This window comes from Clostridium gelidum (assembly GCF_019977655.1).
Classification (GTDB): Bacteria; Bacillota; Clostridia; order Clostridiales; family Clostridiaceae; genus Clostridium; species Clostridium gelidum.
Map to the genome: position 1 here is coordinate 4,432,175 of NZ_AP024849.1, position 22,449 is coordinate 4,454,623.

General features: G+C 28.6%; 20 protein-coding genes and 1 riboswitch. Of the genes, 4 read left to right on the forward strand and 16 right to left on the reverse strand.

Annotated elements, in window-relative coordinates:
- Positions 1-9: 9 nt before the first annotated feature.
- From psyc5s11_RS20325 to psyc5s11_RS20335, 3 genes are read right to left on the reverse strand one after another with little or no spacing between them, the layout of a single operon-like run.
- Positions 10-729, reverse strand: a complete 720-nt coding sequence (locus psyc5s11_RS20325; protein WP_224034299.1) for an ABC transporter permease — start codon at positions 727-729, stop codon at positions 10-12.
- A gap of 2 nt (positions 730-731) precedes the next feature.
- Positions 732-1,481, reverse strand: a complete 750-nt coding sequence (locus tag psyc5s11_RS20330; RefSeq protein WP_224034300.1) for an ABC transporter permease — start codon at positions 1,479-1,481, stop codon at positions 732-734.
- Complete coding sequence (locus tag psyc5s11_RS20335) at positions 1,478-2,392, reverse strand: ABC transporter ATP-binding protein (protein WP_224034301.1); 915 nt, start codon at positions 2,390-2,392, stop codon at positions 1,478-1,480. Before psyc5s11_RS20335 ends, psyc5s11_RS20330 begins: the two co-directional genes overlap by 4 nt.
- 247 nt (positions 2,393-2,639) lie before the next feature.
- On the opposite strand from psyc5s11_RS20335, the gene psyc5s11_RS20340 reads away from it, so the two are divergent.
- Together psyc5s11_RS20340 and psyc5s11_RS20345 are read left to right on the forward strand one after the other, a co-directional pair.
- Positions 2,640-3,353: a response regulator transcription factor gene (locus tag psyc5s11_RS20340; protein WP_224034302.1), complete on the forward strand. Its 714-nt coding sequence runs from the start codon at positions 2,640-2,642 to the stop codon at positions 3,351-3,353.
- Position 3,354: 1 nt separating this feature from the next.
- Complete coding sequence (locus psyc5s11_RS20345; RefSeq protein WP_224034303.1) at positions 3,355-4,710, forward strand: sensor histidine kinase; 1,356 nt, start codon at positions 3,355-3,357, stop codon at positions 4,708-4,710.
- Positions 4,711-4,804: 94 nt separating this feature from the next.
- Here the strand turns inward: psyc5s11_RS20345 and ribH are convergent, their stop codons facing one another.
- From ribH to psyc5s11_RS20370, 5 genes are all read right to left on the reverse strand, one after another.
- Positions 4,805-5,269, reverse strand: coding sequence for a 6,7-dimethyl-8-ribityllumazine synthase (ribH, locus tag psyc5s11_RS20350; RefSeq protein ID WP_224034304.1), 465 nt, complete (start codon positions 5,267-5,269; stop codon positions 4,805-4,807).
- A gap of 130 nt (positions 5,270-5,399) precedes the next feature.
- Positions 5,400-6,593, reverse strand: coding sequence for a bifunctional 3,4-dihydroxy-2-butanone-4-phosphate synthase/GTP cyclohydrolase II (locus psyc5s11_RS20355; RefSeq protein WP_224034305.1), 1,194 nt, complete (start codon positions 6,591-6,593; stop codon positions 5,400-5,402).
- Between the two features lie 135 nt (positions 6,594-6,728).
- Complete coding sequence (locus psyc5s11_RS20360) at positions 6,729-7,385, reverse strand: riboflavin synthase (RefSeq protein WP_224034306.1); 657 nt, start codon at positions 7,383-7,385, stop codon at positions 6,729-6,731.
- Positions 7,386-7,456: 71 nt separating this feature from the next.
- Positions 7,457-8,545, reverse strand: coding sequence for a bifunctional diaminohydroxyphosphoribosylaminopyrimidine deaminase/5-amino-6-(5-phosphoribosylamino)uracil reductase RibD (ribD, locus tag psyc5s11_RS20365; protein WP_224034307.1), 1,089 nt, complete (start codon positions 8,543-8,545; stop codon positions 7,457-7,459).
- Positions 8,546-8,873: 328 nt separating this feature from the next.
- Positions 8,874-8,990: riboswitch (FMN riboswitch) on the reverse strand.
- Between the two features lie 50 nt (positions 8,991-9,040).
- Positions 9,041-10,291, reverse strand: a complete 1,251-nt coding sequence (locus tag psyc5s11_RS20370; RefSeq protein ID WP_224034308.1) for a DUF6398 domain-containing protein — start codon at positions 10,289-10,291, stop codon at positions 9,041-9,043.
- 345 nt (positions 10,292-10,636) lie between these two features.
- Here psyc5s11_RS20370 and psyc5s11_RS20375 point away from each other — a divergent pair, with 345 nt between their 5' ends.
- Positions 10,637-11,620 carry an amidase domain-containing protein gene (locus psyc5s11_RS20375; RefSeq protein ID WP_224034309.1) on the forward strand — a complete coding sequence of 328 codons (984 nt, stop codon included), beginning with the start codon at positions 10,637-10,639 and terminating at the stop codon, positions 11,618-11,620.
- A gap of 77 nt (positions 11,621-11,697) precedes the next feature.
- On the opposite strand, the gene purB is transcribed toward psyc5s11_RS20375, so the two are convergent.
- Positions 11,698-13,128 carry an adenylosuccinate lyase gene (gene purB / locus psyc5s11_RS20380; RefSeq protein WP_224034310.1) on the reverse strand — a complete coding sequence of 477 codons (1,431 nt, stop codon included), beginning with the start codon at positions 13,126-13,128 and terminating at the stop codon, positions 11,698-11,700.
- Positions 13,129-13,406: 278 nt separating this feature from the next.
- Here purB and psyc5s11_RS20385 point away from each other — a divergent pair, with 278 nt between their 5' ends.
- Positions 13,407-13,625 (forward strand): DUF378 domain-containing protein, encoded by a 219-nt coding sequence (locus psyc5s11_RS20385; RefSeq protein ID WP_224034311.1) that lies wholly within the window; start codon positions 13,407-13,409, stop codon positions 13,623-13,625.
- Positions 13,626-13,753: 128 nt separating this feature from the next.
- On the opposite strand, the gene psyc5s11_RS20390 is transcribed toward psyc5s11_RS20385, so the two are convergent.
- The 7 genes from psyc5s11_RS20390 to psyc5s11_RS20420 all read right to left on the reverse strand — a co-directional run bounded on the left by psyc5s11_RS20390 (position 13,754) and on the right by psyc5s11_RS20420 (position 22,351).
- The gene (locus psyc5s11_RS20390) at positions 13,754-14,014 is read right to left on the reverse strand and encodes an HPr family phosphocarrier protein (protein ID WP_224034312.1); all 261 of its coding nucleotides are present in this window, start codon (positions 14,012-14,014) and stop codon (positions 13,754-13,756) included.
- 130 nt (positions 14,015-14,144) lie between these two features.
- Positions 14,145-14,405: a stage V sporulation protein S gene (locus tag psyc5s11_RS20395; protein ID WP_224034313.1), complete on the reverse strand. Its 261-nt coding sequence runs from the start codon at positions 14,403-14,405 to the stop codon at positions 14,145-14,147.
- Positions 14,406-14,621: 216 nt separating this feature from the next.
- Entirely contained in the window at positions 14,622-16,163 is a 1,542-nt protein-coding gene (gene rny, locus psyc5s11_RS20400) for a ribonuclease Y (RefSeq protein ID WP_224034314.1), read from the reverse strand.
- 301 nt (positions 16,164-16,464) lie between these two features.
- Positions 16,465-17,577 carry a recombinase RecA gene (gene recA / locus psyc5s11_RS20405; protein WP_224034315.1) on the reverse strand — a complete coding sequence of 371 codons (1,113 nt, stop codon included), beginning with the start codon at positions 17,575-17,577 and terminating at the stop codon, positions 16,465-16,467.
- A gap of 199 nt (positions 17,578-17,776) precedes the next feature.
- Positions 17,777-18,367, reverse strand: a complete 591-nt coding sequence (pgsA, locus tag psyc5s11_RS20410; protein WP_224034316.1) for a CDP-diacylglycerol--glycerol-3-phosphate 3-phosphatidyltransferase — start codon at positions 18,365-18,367, stop codon at positions 17,777-17,779.
- On the reverse strand, positions 18,351-19,724 hold the full coding sequence (rimO, locus tag psyc5s11_RS20415) for a 30S ribosomal protein S12 methylthiotransferase RimO (protein WP_224038238.1): 1,374 nt from the start codon (positions 19,722-19,724) through the stop codon (positions 18,351-18,353). The genes pgsA and rimO overlap by 17 nt, the downstream gene beginning before the upstream one ends.
- A gap of 230 nt (positions 19,725-19,954) precedes the next feature.
- Positions 19,955-22,351: an FtsK/SpoIIIE family DNA translocase gene (locus psyc5s11_RS20420; RefSeq protein WP_224034317.1), complete on the reverse strand. Its 2,397-nt coding sequence runs from the start codon at positions 22,349-22,351 to the stop codon at positions 19,955-19,957.
- Positions 22,352-22,449 lie beyond the last annotated feature (98 nt).

Genomic DNA, 22,449 nt, shown 5'->3' on the forward strand with positions numbered 1-22,449 from the left:
GATTTTCTTTTATCTTTTCTTCATTTTTAAAATACTAACTCCACTAAATATTATTACAAATAAAATACATGAAATCATAAATGAAATTACACTGCATTCCAAGTTGCTTTCTGGATTGTTTGAACACATTCCAATTGGAAATAAGGAATAAGGATAGTAAAGTCCAAGGCCTTTCGCCCTAACTGCGATTCCCATAATTCCTCCAAGTAATGAAATACCTATTGGCACTGCAAAACTTCGTATTATCAGTGAAAGTGCAAGCTGAACTGAGGCAATAGAAATGCTTGCGCAAAATCCAAAGAAAAGCCACAAAAACATACCGCTTGGAACTGGACTTGTCAATCCTACTATTTTCCCTGAAATATAAAATAATATTCCTACAAAAACTTGTGTTAAAAATAACATTTTCATAATTGTGATAAACTTTGAAAAATATATGCTGCTAAAACTGACAGGTGCAGTTAAAACGCTATTCCAATTATTATTCATATGTTCTAATCTACAAATATAAGAGCAATACATTCCTATCAAAGCTGGAAAGCAAAAGTAGCAAAAAAACAAAGTATGCTGTGTCCAAAGACTATACCATTCATTGTCTAATATATCTATATTGCTTACGTAATTGACAGTTCCTAAAATAGCTGAAATGCATGGTATTATAAAAAACGCTATCCCTATATGGCATTTGTGAAGTTTTATTTGTTCAGCTTTTAATGCATTTAAAAACATATCTAAATCTCCTTTCCTACAAAAAGTTTTTTCCCGATCATATATATTAAAATAAATATTACAACTAATGCTGAAAGTTCACCAAAAGGAATATTAATCCAATATAAATCAATTATTCGTGTATCTTTATCCCAATTCATTCTTACTGGTGATAATTCACAGTAATAACCCCATAATACAAATTTAGATATACTACCAATGTACATTGAAAATATTCCCAAAAGTGTTCCAGTAATTGCTACAACAAATGAAATCATTTGATTTATAAATAATAATGAAATGATTAGCTGTAATAATAATAAAGTTAAGTTAACTATAAGTGTAAATAATAAATAATAAGCAAAATAACCACTTGGAAACTCTTGTGTAAAACCTTTTAAATGTCCTGCAAAAATCATAAATCCAATTTGTAAAATAACTGTAATAACAATATATACTGTACCGCATACAAATTTTGCCGCAAATAATTGACTGCTTGGCATAATAGCTTTTAACAATTTAAGAGTATTTCCTTTATGCTCTATATCACTTAAGCGCGACCCTATAACAGCTACCGCTATTGGCATAAAAAAGCAGTTAATTTGTGCAAACAATAATATTGAGTACATCCAGCCTTGTGGTAATTCATAAGGTTTCATTCTTTTTATTGAATAGGCAACTGTAATAAACTGTACTGCAATTATAGCTAATACCATAAGGCCTATTTTACGATGACGTATTTTATAAAATTCCATAGAAAGTGCTTTCATCATAAGCTCACTGCCTTTCCAGTTAACTCTAAGAAAATATCTTCTAAGCTCTTTTGACGTTCTTCTATGCGAAGCATCATAATTTTATTTTCATAAAATAATTCATTGCATTTTATAATTAAGTCATTAGAAGTTTGTGGTAATAATAAATATTCACTTTCAGCATCACAAATAATACCTTGGCTATTTAAAACACTCCTTGCCTTTGCATTATCCAAAGTTTTAATTGCAATCTTATGTTGACTTCTTTCATGAAGAGTTTCAAGATTATCTTGAAAAATCAATTCTCCATGATTTATAATTCCTACAGTATTAGCCATTTGATCAATTTCACTTAATAGATGACTTGAAACCACAACTGTCATACCATATTTTTTAGGAAGAGAACATATTAACTCTCTCATTTCTTGTATTCCCGCTGGATCAAGTCCATTGGTAGGTTCATCTAAAATAAGGAGCTTAGGAAAATCAAGTAATGCAGCTGCAAGTCCCAATCTTTGTTTCATCCCTAAGGAATATTGATTTACCTTTTTATTTTTTTGATTGTCTAATCTAACAATCTCTAATACCTTATCTATATTTTTTTTTGGCGCATTACGCAAGGTTTGAACAATTTTCAAATTTTCTATTCCTGTTAGATGTCCATAATAACTTGGAGATTCAATAAGGCTTCCTACATTTTTCAAAATCTCTAATCTATTTTTATCATTTGATAATTTTCCAAATACCTTTATTTCCCCTTCTGTTGGTTTAGCCAACCCTAAAATCATTTTTAATGTTGTAGACTTTCCAGCTCCATTGGGACCTAAAAATCCATAAATAGTGTTGGTTGATATCTTTAAATCAACATCTTTTACCCTATAAACATTTCCATACTTTTTGCTTAAATTATTAGTTGTAATTATATGTTCCAAATCTAATAACCCCTTTCATTCTTCTTAAAATATATTAAATAAAATAACTTAACCTGCTGAAGTATTTTCTAAAATATGTCTGTCTCACTTCACTTATAAATATAAAATACTTACCTTACAGCTTAATGAACTCTACCTTACATTTACCTTAATATTGTAAAAAGTAATTTTTTATAGCTAAATGCTAGTGTATAATTATTTACAGTTATAGATAACTAAAATTAATTACATAGAAAGGTGCTTTAAAATGGATAATATTAAAAATTCAAAAATTCTAATTATAGACGATGAACCTTCCCTATTGGAAATGGTTAAAACTATTATGTTAAATGAAGGCTTTCATGAAGTATTTACAGCATCTAATTGTCGTATGGCTATAGAAAAATTTAAAGAGGTAACTCCTCATGTTGTTATTTTAGATGTAATGCTTCCTGATGGAGATGGTTTTTCTCTTATGCAAAAGCTTCGTGAAATTTCGACAGTTCCTATACTTTTTTTATCTGCTAGAGATGAAGATGAAAATAGACTTTTAGGACTTGGACTTGGTGCAGATGATTATATGACCAAACCATTTCTTCCTAGAGAATTAATCCTTAGGCTTAACATTATACTTAGAAGAACATATTTCCCCTCAGGTATGAAACCTAAGGAAAAACCTACTTTTTATTTAGGCAATATGCTTATAGATATGAATAGTGGGACTATAAAAAAACAAGAAGAAGAATTAACCTTAACAGCTAAAGAGTATGCTTTGTTAGACAAGCTCTATGCTAACAAAGGAAATATTGTTACTATTGATGCCTTATGCAGAGCTGCCTGGGATGATAATTTATTTGGATATGAAAATACACTAATGGTACATATAAGAAGACTCAGAGAAAAAATAGAACCAGAACCATCTCATCCAAAGTACCTTTTAACAGTAAGAGGCCTTGGATATAAGCTTGTATTGGAGGCATAAAATGAAGGGAATAATGAAAATAATTTTACGTAATGTTCTCTCAGCTGGAGGAATTGCTGTATTACTATTAATAACTAATTTGATTATTTTAATTTCATGGGCAGCATATTCCAGTAAAGATCAAACCCCTAAATATAGTATATCTAATATTAGCCAAGATTTAAAAAGAGAAGGTACAAACTATATATTATCTGATGAAGCTTCTTCTTTAATAACAGATAAATTTCAATGGGCAATGCTTTTAAGTGATGATGGGAAAGTTATATGGAGTAAAAACTTACCAGAAGATGTTCCTTTAAGTTACACTTCTTCAGATATTGCATCTTTTTCTAAATGGTTTCTAAATGATTATCCAGTTAAGGAATGGCAACATGAAAATGGATTATTTGTTCTCGGTGATAGTAAAAATAGCACTTGGAAATATAATTTTGAAGCTTCTGAAATATCTATGTACAATGCTCCTAAGTGGTTATTAGCTGGATTAATAATAAATTTTTTAATTGCTATATTATTAGCATTTTTATTTGGAATTCGTTTTTTTCTTTCTCTTCGTATAATTATAAAAGGAGTAGAAGATATGGCTGAAAAAAAGCCGATTTTGCTTAATATTAAAGGGGCTTTTAAAGATTTAGCAAACAACATAAATATCACATCTACAGAATTATTAAGACAGCAAAAATTAATAGAAAAAAGAGATACCGCAAGAAACAATTGGATTACCTCAGTATCCCATGATATCCGTACTCCACTTTCTATGATTATGGGCTATTCTAGTTCCTTAGAAAATAATAAAAATTTTTCTGAAGAAGAAAGAAAACAATTTAGCATTATAAGATTGCAAAGCGAAAAAATAAAGCAGCTAGTCAATGATTTAAATTTAACAGTAAAGCTTGAATATGAAATGCAGCCTTTAAACATTCAGCCTTTTTATATTGCAGAACTTGTTCGAAAGATAGTCGTAGATCATTTAAATAATTTACGTGATGATAAATACACTCTACAACTTTCAGTTTCTGATGAGGTTCAAAGTTATATGATAAATGGTGATATGCGATTATTTGAACGTGCTCTTAATAATATTATAGGAAATAGCATGAAACATAATGAAAATGGTTGTGATATTTCCATTGAAATGAAAAAGAAAAAAGAATACTGCATAATTGAAATTAAAGATAATGGAACAGGCTTTAAAGATGATGTTTTAGAAAATCTAAACTCTTCTAATGAAATGCCTACTGGTACTTCACATGGTCTTGGACTTTTTATTGTAAAGCAAATTATTGCAGTACATGGTGGTACAATTCATTTTGAAAACTCAGAAAATGGTAGTAGCATAATATTGTATGTTAACAACTGATATTATAAAAAATGTGATTATACAAACTTAATGTATAATCACATTTCCAAAATTCATATAAATAATTATCTTTATATAACTCTAAATATTTACTTTATTTTATTGTATTAAGTAAGTTAGCCATTTCAATAGCTGAAACTGCACATTCATATCCTTTATTTCCTGCCTTAGTTCCTGCTCTTTCTATTGCTTGCTCTATAGTATTTGTTGTAAGTACACCAAATATTACTGGCTTTTCACTTTCAAGAGAAACATTTGCAATTCCCTTTGAAACTTCTGAACAAACTAAATCATAATGCAGCGTAGATCCTTTTATTACTGCACCCAAACATATTACTCCATCATATTTAGAACTCTTAGCCATTTTTTTAGCTATCAATGGAATTTCAAATGCACCTGGCACCCATGCAATATCAATATCTTCTTCTTTTACTCCATGTCTTTTTAATCCATCTAATGCACCATCTAAAAGCTTACCACCAATAAATTCATTAAATCTTCCTATTACTATTCCAAACTTTAATCCTTCTGATATCAAATTTCCTTCAAATATATTCATTACTTTTTCCTCCATTATTTTAATTATTTTTTGTATAAATTTTATTATATAATTACTAATTTATTAATGATTAAACTTATCACTTCTAAATTTGTATTAACAGGCCAAAATTAAATTGTATATGTTAGTTTTATATATTTAATAAATGATTCATTCTTTCTTTTTTAGTTTTTAAGTAAAATTCATCATTTTTGTTTAAAGGCATTTGTATTGAAACTCTTTCAGCTACTTCAATATTATATTTTTCAAGACCTTGTATTTTTGCTGGATTATTTGTAATTAAATTAATTCTATTTATTCCCAAAATTTTAAGCATATCTGCACTTACTTTATAATCTCTCATATCATCTTTAAATCCTAAAGCTAAATTTGCATCAACTGTATCTAATCCCGTATCTTGAAGTGCATATGCTTTTAATTTATTTAAGAGACCTATTCCACGACCTTCTTGCCTCATATATAAAAGTACTCCACGATCTTCTTTTTCTATCATTTCCATAGCTTTTGCATATTGCTCACCGCAATCACATTTTCTAGAACCTAAAGCATCTCCAGTTAAACATTCAGAATGAACTCTTACTAGTACTGGTTCACAGGTTGTAATATCTCCTTTTATTAATGCCAAATGACACTTTTCACTGTCTTTTTCTTTAAATCCACAAACCTTAAAATCTCCAAATTTTGTTGGTAATTTAGCTTCTGCTTCCTTAGATACACTTAAATCATATTTTTTTCTATATTCTATTAACATCTCTACAGATAAAATTTTCAAATCATGTACTTCAGAAAATTCAATTAAATCCTCTCTTCTTGCCATGTGCCCATCATCTTTAACTATTTCACATATAGCAGCTGCACCTTTAAAACCTGCAAGTTTTGCTAAATCCACTGAAGCTTCAGTATGACCAACTCTTTCTAATACACCATTTTTTTTAGCTATTAAAGGAAATACATGTCCTGGTCTTCTAAAATCAAGTTTATCTGTTGAAGTTACAAGCTTATTTATTGTATAAGCTCTTTCAAATGCTGATATACCTGTTGTTGTATCTATATGATCAACAGCTACAGTAAATGCAGTTTCATGATTATCTGTATTTTTTTCAACCATTGGATTTAATCCGAGTCTTATTGCAATTTCCTCTTCTATTGGTGCACATACAAGTCCTCTTGCATACTTAATCATAAAATTAATATTTTCGCCAGTTGCTAGTTCTGCTGGAATTACTAAATCTCCTTCATTTTCTCTCCCCTCATCATCTACAATTATTACCATTTTTCCTTCTTTAATATCTTTTATTGCTTCTTCTACACTACAAAAATTCATAATCCTATCTCCCTACATTAATAATTTATTTTTACATAATACTAATTCAATTCAATATCATAAACATTCCTTAGAACTCTCAGTTAACAAATTGTACTGCTAAATTTGTTATTTTCTTTTCCTATATACCTTAATCTAAAATCCATTCTTCATTAAAAAATCCATTGTAATATTACTAGTTTCTTTAATTTCTTGCTCTTCATTTTTTATATTAATAAATTTTTCTAAATACTTACCTACTAAATCACATTCTAAGTTTACTTTAGAATTAATTTGTTTATCTATAAGAATCGTATTTTCAAGAGTATGCGGTATAACTGAAACCTTAAATACTTCCTCGGAAACTGTAGCAACTGTTAAGCTTATTCCATCTATTCCAATAGAGCCCTTATATATGATGTACTTTAAAACCTCTTTAGGTGCAGAAATTGTAAACCAAGTTCCATCTCTTTCTTCTTTTATTGAAACTATGGTGCCAACTCCATCTATATGTCCGCTAACAATATGTCCACCAAGTCTATCACTAAGTCTTAATGCTCTTTCAAGGTTTAACTTATCACCAACTTTTAAACTACCTAAGTTACTTTTTGCTAAAGTTTCTCCCATTACCTCTGCTTTAAATGAATCTGAACTTTTCTCTCTAATCGTTAGACAAACTCCATTTGTAGCTATACTGTCTCCTATTTTAGCGTCTTCCAAAACTCTGCTACATTTGATTTCCATAACTCCAAAACCATTTCCTATACTAAGTTCTTTAAGGGTTCCAACTTCTTCAATAATTCCAGTAAACATTTTGCCTCCTTATTTTTTTATACTTTGATGCACTTTTTGTTAAAGTTGCTTTTTAAGTTATAATTACTTTATTAACTATGCCTTATATATCCTTCAACTACTAAATCTTCACCAATTTTTCTATAACTCAAATTCTTTAAATTAACTGCATCATCTAATTTAGAAAAACCCATTCCAGCTATACAGCTTTTACTATTTTCTCCACCTAATATTTTAGGAGCTATATAAAAAATTGCTTTATCTACTATATCTTCTTCCAGTGCAGAAAAATTTAATGTTCCTCCACCTTCAATAAGTATAGAATCTACACCTTCTTGCCCTAGGCTTTTTACAAGTTCTTTTAAATTTACTCTATCATTCTTTTTTGAAACTTCTATAACCTTAACTCCTAAGTCTCTTAAAGATTGTTTCTTCTCTTCACTTGAGCTTAATGTAGTTGCAACAATAGTGAGTTTATCATTATTTTTAACTAATTTTGAATCTAGTGGAATCCTAAGATTAGTATCTAAAACAATTCTTATTAATCTCTTTTCATTATTAACTCTGCATGTAAGAAATGGATCATCAGCAATAACTGTGTTAACACCTACCATAATTGAACTCAATCTATTCCTTAAATTTTGTGCATCTTCTCTAGATTCTTTAGAAGTAATCCATTTAGATTCTCCACTATAGGTTGCTATTTTTCCATCTAATGATATAGCACTTTTTAAAACTACAAATGGAATTTTTGATGTAATATATTTTATAAATATCTCATTTAACTTTTTGCATTCTTCTTCTTTAACCCCAACCTCAACTTCAATTCCATGTTCTTTTAATTTTTCAATACTTTTTCCGGAAACTAGTTCATTTGGGTCTAACATTCCTATTACAACTCTTTTGAATTTCTTTTCAATTATTAAATCTACACATGGAGGTGTTTTTCCATAATGGGCACAAGGTTCCAATGTAACATAAATAGTACTACCTTCTACTGGTTCCACTGCATTTTTCACAGCATTTCTTTCCGCATGAGCTTCACCATAACATTCATGGTATCCTTCTCCTATTATTTGACCATTTTTTACTATAACAGCACCTACTAATGGATTAGGATTTACTTTCCCAATTCCCATCGCAGCTAATTCCAGGGCTTTTTCCATATATTTTTCATCCAAGAATTATCATCTCCCTTTCTATACATTTTGCCCATTATAAATTTCTAAATTCAAAAAACTCTAAAGATTTAAAATCTTCAGAGTTTTTATTATAAATGGCAATTATTAATTTTATTTACAATTAAAATTTCAAAGTAATTTGCATGACTTTTGATTCTTTTTTAAAAATACATAAAGTTATGAGTGCTTTATATATATAATAATATATGTTTCAATATATTATCTTACTAAAATCAAAAAGCCCTGAATTTTTCAAAAAAATTCAGGGCACAAATACAAACTAATAAGAATACTTAAAATTTTAATTTTAAATATAATTTATATTAATTATCATCTTCTAACATCCAGACTATAACTGTAGGCTCCGGAATTATACCGGATCTGCTTTTTAAAGCTCGCGGGCTATACCGCCAGTAGGGAATCTCACCCAACCCCGAAGACACTTTATTCAATTTACTATTGTATGGTATCACATGATTATATTTATGTAAAGTATTAGTTAAAAGTTATCATATCAAAATCTTTTTTCTTTTCCTTAACCCATTGAATCATCTTAGGGTCATTCCAGACCTCTAATCCCAAACTAGCATATCTTATAGCTTCTTCTTCACTTCCAAATTTAATCAAATGTGGCACAGAACTTGGAATTGTTTTTTGCTTTACTATATATGGTATTACAAATGAGTTTCTCTTATATGCTCGTCTTAATGCATTTTCTGCTGCCTTAATTTCATTAGTTTTATATAAAAATGCAACTCTACTATAATTTATAGCTGCTGAATTATCTTTTTCATATTTTTCTAATAAATCTTTTAACTCTGGATATCTTTGTTCAGTTAATAGCCAATTTGCGAGTAAACTTCTAATCATTAAGTTATCTTGCTCATTATATTTTAAAATTTCAAGAGCATTTTCTATTGCTGCTTCTTTTTCTCCATTTTCCCACAAATGAACAGCTAAACTGTATTTAGCACCAAAAAGAGGTTCAGCTATTTTTAGTTCAAATATTTGCGGCTCTGCAGTTTCTAAATTATCTATTCTTAATAGATTTTGTGCTGCCTTAACTGCTTTTTCTAAAAGAGCTTTCTTCTCAAGATTATTTAAACTAGAATTCTTTGATAAAATAATATATGCATCTGCACAATCTTCATATATTTTTAGTGCCTCTTTTGCATACTTTGCTTTATTGTTATAATTCTTTTGCTTCCATGCATAATCTAAGATTCTTTCTGCTGCTACAAAATTCTTATGAACAGCAAATTTAAAAGGTTCTTCTTGTTGTTTTTCAATCTTTTCACTTGATTTTGATATATCATCCAATGTGACTGTAACTTCTTGTTTCTCTTCTAATCTATTGTTTATTGAATTTTTTATGTTTTTATCATTATCAAGTATCCATTGTTTATTTTCTTTTGATAAATCTAATAATTTTTGTACTTCTTTTGATTTAGTTGAGCCTGTACTACCACTAACACCAAATGCCTTATATAAATCAGTAGCCTTAATATATGGCTCTTCTTTCGAATCAAATAAATTATTTATAGTTCCTATAGCATGCACTATTCCGGCTGCCCATGAAAGACTTTTTCCCTTTTTTAATTGTTCTTCATTGTTTAAAAATAATGTTTCTGCAGCTCCAATACAAATATTCTTGTATTCATCACTAAGATATTCACTTGAAAAACTTTTTATCTTATCAATTATTTCCTCATATTTGTTAGCTATTACGTTAGATAATTCTTGCATTCTTTTTATAGCTCCTTTATAAAAGTCTTTAATAAATTTGATTTTATCCTATAACAAGTACTATTTACAAGTATATTCATCAAATTTATATTTCTATATCTAAATTATTCATATTTAAATATAAAAAATATCATATATTGTTTTATGAATTCAATCACGATATATTATAGCACATTATTTACAAATATATCTACTTATTAATTTTTATGATTTTATTTGTTTTTCATCACATTTATATTTTATCCACATTGAAATTAAAATTATATACTATATACTTATTTTGATATATATTTATAATTTTCTTCATAAAGATATTAATATAATAATTTTTAATAGGAAATATATATGTTATCAAAAAGTTTATATAATCTATGTGCTTTGCTTTCAACTCCTTACGATAATCTTAATTCAAGTTCTAATAATATTTATGATTTAGATAACTCTTTACTGCAAGAAATATATTTAAAGAAATTATTTGATTTTGAATGGAGTAAAAAACTGAATTCTATATTTAAAAATTTTCAGTTTGACTACAACTATAATATAATAGATCAAAACTTCAAATTTATCAAACTAAAGCTTAATTTTAAAGCCTCTTTCATTATACAGAATTATCCAAACAATATCCCCTCTGCTTGCCTTCATGAATATATTGTTATTTTAGAACATTTACAGGGTAAATATCAAATACAATTCTTACTAGAAAAAGAAGAAAAGCCCGCTTTGTATTACTATGTATTAGAAACAGATTTATCAAATATAGATAATTCTATTTTTTATAAAAGCAGAATTTCAGAAGAAAATAACATTTCTTTAATTGATTCATTATATGAAACCTTTATGACTTCTAATTTCTTTTCTAATAGCAATCATGCCGAAAGAAAAGTTTCTAATTTTAATATAGAAGAAGCTTGTAATTATGCTGAAAGATTCGCATTAAATTATAATCCTAACTACAAATCTTTTGCAGGCATTGGTGGAGATTGTACCAACTTTATGTCTCAAATTCTTCATGCTGGTGGCTTTAAACAAACTCCAACTTGGAAACCTTATACTCATGTTTGGATTAGAGTCCAAGAGTTTTACGCATACCTAACAACACATAAATTAGGCACTAATCTTCCTGATGATAAATCGTTAGATAAAGGTTGCTTAATTCAATTTTATACTCCTGCTATAGGTAGATTTTTTCATAATGGCTTTATTACTTACAAACTTCAAAATAATGATTGTCTTTATTGCTGTCATAGTTATGATAAGCTAAATTATCCACTTAGCCAGATTTATCCACATAGATATCCTAAAATTAGAGCATTAACATTTAACTAAAATAAAAAGATACCTTAGTCTTATTTTAGCCAAGGTATCTTCATATAAATATCTAAAATCTTATTATAATATTTAAGTTAAACAGTTATTTCACTCTTAATTTTTAATGCATCCTTATTATCATTGATAATTGGATTTACATATTCGTCAATGAATTCTGTAACTTGGCTTGGTGATCTACCAACAAACTTAGTAGGATCAATAACACCTAAGATTTCTTCCTTAGTAAGGCCAAATGATTCATCATTTATGATTCTATCTATTAAATCATTATCTAGGCCTTCACCCTTTACTCTTTGAGCTGCTGCCATTGAGTGAACTCTAATACTTTCATGTAACTCTTGTCTATCTTTACCTCTTTTTACAGCTTCCATCATTATATTTTCAGTAGCCATAAATGGTAATTCATTTAATACATGCGCTGCTATTACTTTCTCATATACTACCATGTTTTCAGAAATATTTATGTACAGATTTAATACTCCATCTAATGCTAAAAACCCTTCAGCAACAGATAATCTCTTATTAGCTGAATCATCTAAAGTTCTTTCAAACCATTGAGTTCCTGCAGTAATTGCTGGATTTAATGCATCTACTATTACATATCTTGCCAATGCACTTATTCTTTCACTTCTCATAGGATTTCTCTTATATGCCATAGCTGATGATCCAATTTGATTTTTTTCAAATGGTTCTTCCATTTCCTTCATATTTTGAAGTAATCTTAAATCATTACTGAATTTGTAAGCACTTTGAGCAATTTCTGATAAAGTATTTAAAACTATTGAATCAAGCTTTCTTGGATAAGTTTGACCTGTAACTCCAAAGCTTTTATCAAATCCCATTTTTTCTGCTACTATTTTATCTAACGTTTTAACTTTGCTTTCATCTCCATCAAAAAGTTCCATAAAACTAGCTTGAGTGCCAGTAGTACCTTTAACACCTAGAAGTTTTAATTTTGATATTACGAAATCTATATTTTCAATATCCATTACTAAGTCTTGCATCCATAATGTAGCTCTTTTACCTACTGTAGTTAATTGAGCTGGTTGAAAATGTGTAAAGCCTAGTGTTGGCATATCTTTATACTCAATAGCAAAATTTTTCAAATGATTTAAAACAGTAACTATTTTATTTTTCACTAAAATTAAAGCATCTCTCATTATTATAACATCTGTATTATCTCCAACATAACAAGATGTAGCACCTAGATGAATAATACCTTTAGCAGATGGGCATTGAAGACCATATGCATATACATGGCTCATTACATCATGTCTAACTTCTTTTTCTCGTTTTGCTGCTTCTTCATAATTTATATCGGTTATATGTTCTTTAAGTTCTTTTATTTGTTCATCTGTTATATTTAATCCTAATTCTTTCTCACCTTCTGCAAGAGCTACCCATAATTTTCTCCAAGTTGTAAATTTCATATCATCTGAAAAAATGAAACTCATTTCTTTAGATGCATATCTTGAATTTAAAGGTGTGCTGTATAAATTTCTCATTAAAAAACCTCCACACGAATATATTTTAAACTTTTTGTTACAATATTCGTATTATATCATATTTCCCTCGTTTTTGCCTATTAAAATTTTTATTTTGTAACAATTTGCACTACTTTTTCTATTTAAACAAATCAAAAAAAATAACAAACCGCACGCTTGTCTATTTTGTTTCATTTGTTTAAATTATGTATAACTTAAATTTTAACTTTAAGTTATTATCTTCGTTAAGATTCATATAAATATAATAAGAGTTTTATAAAAGATTGGAGTGAAATATCATGTGTAAACTAAATATATTTGATAAACTTTCTTTTTTGTTAGTTTTTATAGGATCTGTAAATTGGGGAATAATAGGATTATTCGATTTAAATTTAGTCACCGTAATTTCTTTAAACAGCTCATTAATAGAAAGAATAATTTACATCCTTATATTATTTGCAGCTGTAGATTTAGTTATTGTATTATTCAGATGCAATTTAATTATTGATGATAATTAAACATTTACTAAGTCTATATTGAAAAGTTGATATGCTAATCCTATTCTAATAGTTAAAATCTCAATTCAGCATATATTATCAAAAAGAAAAAGGTTCCATATTAAAAATATGGAACCTTGATTTGTATATTAGTCTTCTAATGTTTGAACTAATTTTACAATTTCTTCAACTGCTAAAGCTTCGTCATCTCCTGAAGCTACAACTTTGATTACAGCATCTTTAGTTACTGCTAAAGATAACACTCCAATTAAGCTTTTTACATTTGCTTTCTTTCCGTTATATTCTATACTAACGTCAGATTTAAATGATGAAGCTTTCTTAACTAATAATGTTGCTGGTCTAGCGTGAAGACCAGATGAATTTTTTACTGAAACTTCTTTTGATATCATATATACACCTCTTTACAAAATATTAATAATATTAATAATTATAGCATTTATCTATTATAGTATAATCGTTTTTTTAAATAATATCAACTTAAAATTTACTACTTCTTCATTAATTTGAAAATAAATTTACTTATCTAGGTTGTACTATTAATTTTATAGCTGTTCTTTCTTCTCCATCTATTATTATATCTGTAAATGCAGGTATACACACTATGTCTTTTCCACTTGGAGCAATAAATCCTCTTGCTATAGCAATAGCCTTAACGGCTTGGTTTATAGCACCTGCTCCAACGGCTTGCATTTCTGCAATGTTATTTTCTTTTATTATAGCTGCAAGTGCACCTGCTACAGAATTCGGATTTGATTTTGTTGATACTTTTAATACATCCATTTTTGTTATTCCTCCTAGAGTTTATTATACAAATCGTTTTCATTTAATATAATTCTATAACTTTCTTAAAATTCCTTTTTTATAATTCATAAAATTTAAATTTATTTTATGAATCACTATTACTACCATCTTTACTCTATAATAATTTTAACATTATATTTCATGTATTTAAAAAGGAAGTATATTTTATCATATAAATAAAATATACTTCCTTTTTTACTTAGCAAAATCTACTGATCTAGTTTCCCTTATCACATTAATTTTAATTTGTCCCGGATATTCAAGTTCTTCCTCGACACTCTTAGCTAAATTATGTGCTAATTCAATTGTCCCAGCATCATCAATTTTATCTGGTTTAACAATAATTCTAATCTCTCTACCAGCTTGAATGGCATATGACTTCTCTACACCTTCATGTGAATTTGCAATTTCCTCTAACTTTTCCAATCTCTTAATATATGCTTCTAATGTCTCTCTTCTAGCCCCTGGTCTAGCTGCTGATATTGCATCCGCTGCTTGAACTAGTACGGCTTCTAAAGATTGCATTTCTACATCTGAATGATGCGCTGCTATTGCATTAATTACTAATGGTGATTCATGATACTTTTTAGCTAGATCTCCACCAATTAAAGCATGAGGCCCCTCTTGTTCTTGATCGACAGCTTTCCCAATATCATGTAGCAATCCTGCTCTTTTAGCTAGAGTAACATCTAAACCTAGCTCTGAAGCCATTAAACCAGCTAAGTATGAAACCTCTATGGAATGTTTTAACACATTTTGACCATAACTTGTTCTATACTTTAATCTACCAAGAAGTCTTATGATTTCTGGATGTAGTCCATGTACACTAGTTTCAAGGGCCGCTTGTTCCCCTTCTTCTTTTATATTGTTCTCTACGTCCTTAGTTGCTTTTTCAACCATCTCTTCGATTCTTGCTGGATGTATTCTTCCATCCACTATTAACTTTTCTAGTGCCATTCTTGCAACTTCTCTTCTAATCGGATCGAAGCTAGAAAGAATAACTGCTTCTGGAGTATCATCTATAATTAAGTCTACCCCTGTTAAAGTTTCTAATGTTCTAATGTTTCTTCCTTCTCTGCCTATTATTCTACCCTTCATCTCATCATTCGGTAGTGCAACAACGTGTACAGTTGTTTCAGACACATGATCAGCAGCACATCTTTGGATCGCAGTTGTGATTATTTCCCTTGATCTCTTGTCTGCTTCTTCCTTTGCCTTACTTTCAATATCTTTTATCATTAAAGCAGCATCATGTGTAATCTCTTTTCTAATTTCATCTAAAAGGATTTCACGAGCTTCTTCACCAGAAAGGGCTGATACTCTTTCAAGCTCTGCTCTTCTTTCCTCATAAAGTTTCTGTACCTTTGCTTCTACTTGATCTACTTCAAGCATTCTTTCATTGATTGTTTCGTCTTTCTTTTCAAGAAGTTCACTTTTCTTATCAAGTGATTCTTCCTTTTGGATTACTCTTCTTTCAAGCCTTTGAATCTCACTTCTTCTTTCACGAGATTCCTTATCAAAATCATTTCTTAATTTATGAAGTTCTTCTTTTGCCTCAAGGATTGATTCCTTTTTAGCTGTTTCTGCATCCTTTTTAGCTCTAAGTAAAACTTCTTCTGCTTCTTTTTCAAGCGATTCAACTTTAGTTTTTGATGTACCTTGAATCGTTTTATAAACCACTATTCCTAATACTAATAAAACTACTACGTCTATTAATATCATTACCGTTAGTCCCACATAAACACCTCCTAATTTATTATTTTCTCATTATATTTTCTAACAAGAAAGTATAAAAGGCGTCATACTCTTCTCACTGCACTTTAGAAATATGATAAACCAGTATTCCCTTATATTTTATATTAAAAATAAAATTATGTCAAGTTTGCTCATATAATGCTATATCTTTCATTATACTCTATAATACTTAATTATAAGTATAGCTACATAATGTGAATCAGCACAAATGTAGCTATATTATGCGTTGCATTTATCAGTATATTAATGCAACAATACTGTATTCGTTTTTCACCCTTAAATTCTATTTTTTTGTATCCTTAGCATCGCCTTTAGCTATATCATTTTTAGTACCTTTAATTTCATTAGTCTTATCATCTTTAGTTTTGTCTACTATATCTTCTTTAGCTAATTCTGCTAATGGAAGATTATATTTTTCTCTAATTTTATTTTCTACTTCTAATGCTATTTCCGGATTTTCTTTGAAAAATATCTTAGAATTTTCTCTTCCTTGTCCGAGTCTTATATCTCCATAAGAAAACCAAGCTCCACTTTTTTGAACTATTTCTTCTTTTACTCCAACATCCACTATGTTACCGTTTCTAGAAATCCCTTCATTATACATAATATCAAATTCTGCTTGTTTAAATGGTGGTGCTACTTTGTTTTTTGTTATTTTAATTCTGGTTCTATTACCAACGATGGCATCACCTTGTTTTATAGAATCTATTCTTCTAATATCCATTCTTACTGATGCATAAAATTTTAATGCTCTTCCTCCAGTCGTTGTTTCTGGCGAACCAAACATAACCCCTATTTTTTCTCTTAATTGGTTAATAAATATAGCAACACAATTTGTTTTATTTATTGATCCTGCAAGTTTTCTTAAGGCTTGTGACATAAGTCTCGCTTGAAGACCCATATGTGAGTCTCCCATTTCCCCTTCAATTTCAGCTTTAGGTACTAAAGCTGCAACAGAGTCTATTACTAAAACGTCAATTGCTCCTGAACGAACTAAAGCTTCTGCAATTTCAAGGCCTTGTTCTCCTGTATCAGGTTGAGATATTATTAAGCTATCTACATCAACACCAAGTTTTTGAGCATAACTAGGATCTAAAGCATGTTCTGCATCTATATATCCTACAGCACCGCCTTTTTTTTGTGCTTCTGCAGCTATATGAAGGGCAATTGTAGTTTTTCCTGAACTTTCTGGTCCATAAATTTCTATAATCCTACCCTTAGGTACTCCGCCAATTCCAAGTGCTATATCTAAATCTAAACATCCAGTTGATATAGCCTCCATTTTAGCAATATTGTTATTTCCAAGTATCATTACTGATCCTTTTCCAAATTGCTTTTCTATATGACTCATTGCACTTTCAATTGCTTTTAATTTTTCAGCATCTATATGTCCCATAATATTAAACTCCTCTCACCGAACTTACGTTCTATATTTATTATAAATTAATTATAAATTATAGTCAATAATTAATTCTAAGAAAAATTCCTTCTTTAATCCATTAAAAGAAGGAATCATCTAATTAATATCCACTTTTTTATATTCTTAAACATAAATTTTATTTATAATTTAAATTTTCTATTTTTAGCTTATTTTCTTATTTATCAATAGAAACAGCTTCTTTATTTTTCTTAAAGTAATCATATCCTGAAACCAAAGTTATAACTACTGCAATCATGAGCATTATATTGGGTACTATTACAAAAAATTCCTTTAAATAATAACTGCCAGTTACGAAATGTTTTAGATCTATTGAATCATGTATATTTACTTTTAATAACAATAAAATTATAGCTATTATTTGTATTACAGTCTTAATTTTCCCCCACCAGCTAGCAGCAATAACTCTACCTTGGGCTGCTGCTATTGATCTTAATCCTGAAACAGCAAATTCACGTGCAATTATAACAACTGCCGCCCATCCTGGCACCACATGTAATTCAACTAATGAAATTAATGCTGCCGTAACTAATAATTTATCAGCTAAGGGATCCATAAATTTCCCAAAATTAGTTATTTGATTTCTACTTCTAGCAATATATCCATCTAATTTATCAGTTAATGCCGCCAAGATAAATATAAAAGTAGCTATAAAACTTCCATAAGGTATATCTTTAGTAGCCATAAATAACAAAAATACAGGAACTAAAAATATTCTCATTAATGTTAACTTATTTGCAAGATTCATAAGCTTCAACTCCCACTAGATCATAATCCATATTCTTAACTATTTTGACCTTTATAAATTCACCCACATTTATATTTTTTGATGATTCAAATAATACACTTCCATCTATATCAGGAGCCATTTCATAGCTTCTTCCATAGTAATATTTACCGTCATTTCCTTCAACAAGGATATCATATAACTTTTCAATTTTCAATTTATTTATTTGCTCTGAAATATCTTTTTGCACTATCATTAATTTTTCTTCTCTTTTTTTCTTAATTTCTTCTATTATTTGTCCTTCCATTTTAGCAGCTGCAGTATCTTCTTCTTGAGAATAAGTAAACACACCTACTTTATCAAGCTTATATTCTTTAAGAAAATCAATTATTTCATTAAAATCTTCTTCAGTTTCTTTTGGAAATCCAACTATAAAGGTTGTTCTTAATACAATTCCCGAAACTTTTTCTCTTAATTTATTTATTTTATTCATTATATCTTGCTTACTTGTTTTTCTTCCCATAAGCTTTAAAATCTTATCACTTATATGTTGAATAGGTAAATCTAAGTACTTTACAACTTTTTCATTACTTGCAATTTCATCTATAAGCTCATCATATATCTCTTCTGGATAACAATAAAGCACTCTAATCCATTTAATGCCTTCAATTTTAGATAATTCCCTAAGTAATAAATGAAGGCTTTTCTTTTCATATATGTCACTACCATATAAAGTGGTATCTTGAGCTATGAGTATTATTTCTTTAACTCCACTTTCGCTTAAATCTTTTGCTTCATTTATGATATTTTCCATTTTTCTGCTTCTAAATTTTCCTCTTATTTTAGGAATTACACAGTATGTACAAAAATTATTACAGCCCTCTGCAATTCTAATATATGCACTTTCCTTTTGAGTTGTAAGAATTCTTTTTCCTTCATTAATATTTTCATCAGAATAATTTAAAAGTTCTGAAGCTATTTTATTTCCATCTATGAAATCTGTTATATATTCATTTATTTTATTGTAATCATTAACTCCAAGTATTATATCCATTTCAGGTATTAAATTTCTTAATTCTTCTCCATACCTTTGAGTAAGACATCCTGTTGCTATAAGCAATTTACATTTATAATTAATTTTATAATTTGCCATTTCGAGTATTGTATCAATAGATTCTTGCTTTGCGCTTTCTATAAATCCACAGGTATTTACAATAATTATATCTGCATTTTTAGGATCACTTGTAATTTCATACTCATTACTCATTTTACCTAATATTATTTCTGAATCAACTCTGTTTTTATCGCACCCTAAACTAACCATTCCCACCTTATACTTATCCGAAGTAGTACTTAGTTTTTCTTTTACATTTGTCATTTCTATTTTAATTTCACTCAAGTCTCATATCCTCCTGTTTTCTAATAGTTTTAATTATAACAAATTAAAACTATATTTTACAAGCCACTAATAATATATATACTGTTATATTACATGAAAATATATTAATTCCTTTAATTTAATGCATACATAAGAAAAAGTTAACATAAAATTTACCATAATTTCATATTTAGTTCAAACTTATGCAAAAAATAAAATTTAATTTTATTTTAGTTATTTTCTTCCTCATTATTATCATCGAAAAGTTGTTGTCTTGTAATAAGAATTTGTCTTGGTCTGCTTCCATCCTTTTCAGAGATAATACCTCTTTCTTCTAATTGATCCATAATTCTAGAAGCTCTATTAAACCCTATTCTGAATTTTCTTTGAATAAATGAAGTTGATGCTTGACCATACTCTACCACAGCATTTATTACTTCATTAAGTAATTCATCTACATCATCATTATTTTTACCTGACTCTGATGATTTTGAATCTGTTGCACTATTAATATGTTCAATTATATCTTCTTCATAATTACTATCACCTTGTTCACTCTTAATAAATGAAACTACTTGTTCAACCTCTTCTTCAGATATAAAGCATCCTTGTACTCTAAGTGGTTTACTTTCTCCTACCGGATAATATAACATATCCCCTTTTCCAAGAAGTTTTTCTGCACCCGCTCCATCTAAAATAGTTCTAGAATCTATTTGAGATGAAACTGCAAAAGATATTCTAGATGGTATATTAGCCTTAATTACTCCCGTTATTACATCTACTGATGGTCTTTGAGTTGCTATAACCAAATGCATACCAGCAGCTCTTGCCATTTGAGCTAATCTTCCAATATAATCTTCTACATCATTTGGACAAACCATCATAAGGTCAGCAAGCTCATCTACAATTATAACTATATAAGGAATCTTTGCTTCTATGGCACCTTTATCAAATAATTCATTATATGATTCCATATTTCTAACTCCAAACTCGGCAAAAAGCTTATATCTATTGGTCATTTCATTTACCGCCCAATTTAAAGCTGCTGCAGCCTTTTTAGGATCTGTAACAACTGGAATCAAAAGGTGAGGTATTCCATTATAAACATTTAATTCTACAACCTTAGGATCAACCATAAGAAGTTTAACTTCATCAGGATTATATTTATATAATAAACTTATTATAAGTGAATTTATACATACACTTTTCCCTGAACCTGTTGCCCCTGCAATTAATGTATGAGGCATTTTACTTAAATCTCCTACAACACACTTGCCTGAAATATCTTTTCCTAGTGCAAAGGCTAACTTTTTCTTAGAATTAATGAACTCCTCATTATCTAATACTTCTCTTAAAAATACTGGAGTTTGTTTTCCATTTGGAACTTCAATACCAACTGCTGCTTTTCCTGGAATTGGAGCTTCTATTCTTATTCCTGAAGCTGCAAGTCCAAGTGCTATATCATCTGATAAATTTACTATTTTACTGACTTTAACCCCTGGACTTGGTTGGAGTTCAAATCTTGTAACAGACGGACCTTTAGTTACTTGAGTCACCTTTGCATCAACCCCAAAGTTAGATAATATCTCTTCAAGTTTGTTTGCATTTTCTATTAATTCCTTTTTATCTGTACTATTTAACTTTGTATTAGCATTTAGTTTTAACAATTCTATATTAGGATGTTTATATTCTTTTACTTCTTTATGTTCAGAAATTTGTTCTTGTATTTCTTTATTAACTACATCTTTAACATCATTATCTAAATTTTCTTTTTTGCGAGAATGGTTCTGTATTGGTTTATCTAAGAAATTATCTATTTGAATATCTGATGAAATTTCAGATTTTAACTGTGGTGAAGCTTCTTCTTCATCTTCCTCTGAGTTCTTCATAAAATCTAAAATCTTTATTTTCTTATTTACTCCAGATAAAAAAGCCTCTTTTTCATTTTGACTTTTTTGTTCATTTCCATCTTTTTCTACTATATTTATAAAGTTTTCACGAGTTTTTTGTTTTTCAATTCGTTCTCTTTCCTTTACCTTATTATTTCTATTATTTCTTATTTTTTCCCCTTTATTATATGCCTTTATACCTAAATCATATAATGTAATATCAAAAATTAAAATAACAGCTATTATTGAAAACGCAAGAAGTATAATGTATGTGCCTAAAGCTCCTACAATTTTATAAAATGGATAGCATATAAGATATGATATTATTCCTCCATGCATAGTTTTAGTATTATCACTAATCATCCATTTAATATTTTCAAAAAAATCACTTTGATTGTCTAAACTTTGAATATTTATAATTCCGAATATCAACATAATAACAACTACTAATATGGTTATTCCAAAAAATCTCTTATTTAATTTAATATTTCCTCTTGTTTTTATATATTGGAATCCAAAATATATTAAATACATAGGCAATGCATTTGCACCTATTCCAATTACTACATATGATATTCTTTGTGCTAAAGATGATAATATTCCAGCTAATGACGTATATATTGCTATGGCAAGTATTATTCCTGTTGCAATATACACAATTCCTACTATATCAGGATTTATTGTATTTTCATCTTTTTTGCTTTTCACAGTAGTATTTTTACCTTTAGTCCTACCCAACTTAAATCACCTCGTATTTTTATTTCTACACTAAATAATTATTCTCCTCTATTTTTATTAAATATACATACTACAACTCATATTTTTTATCCGATATC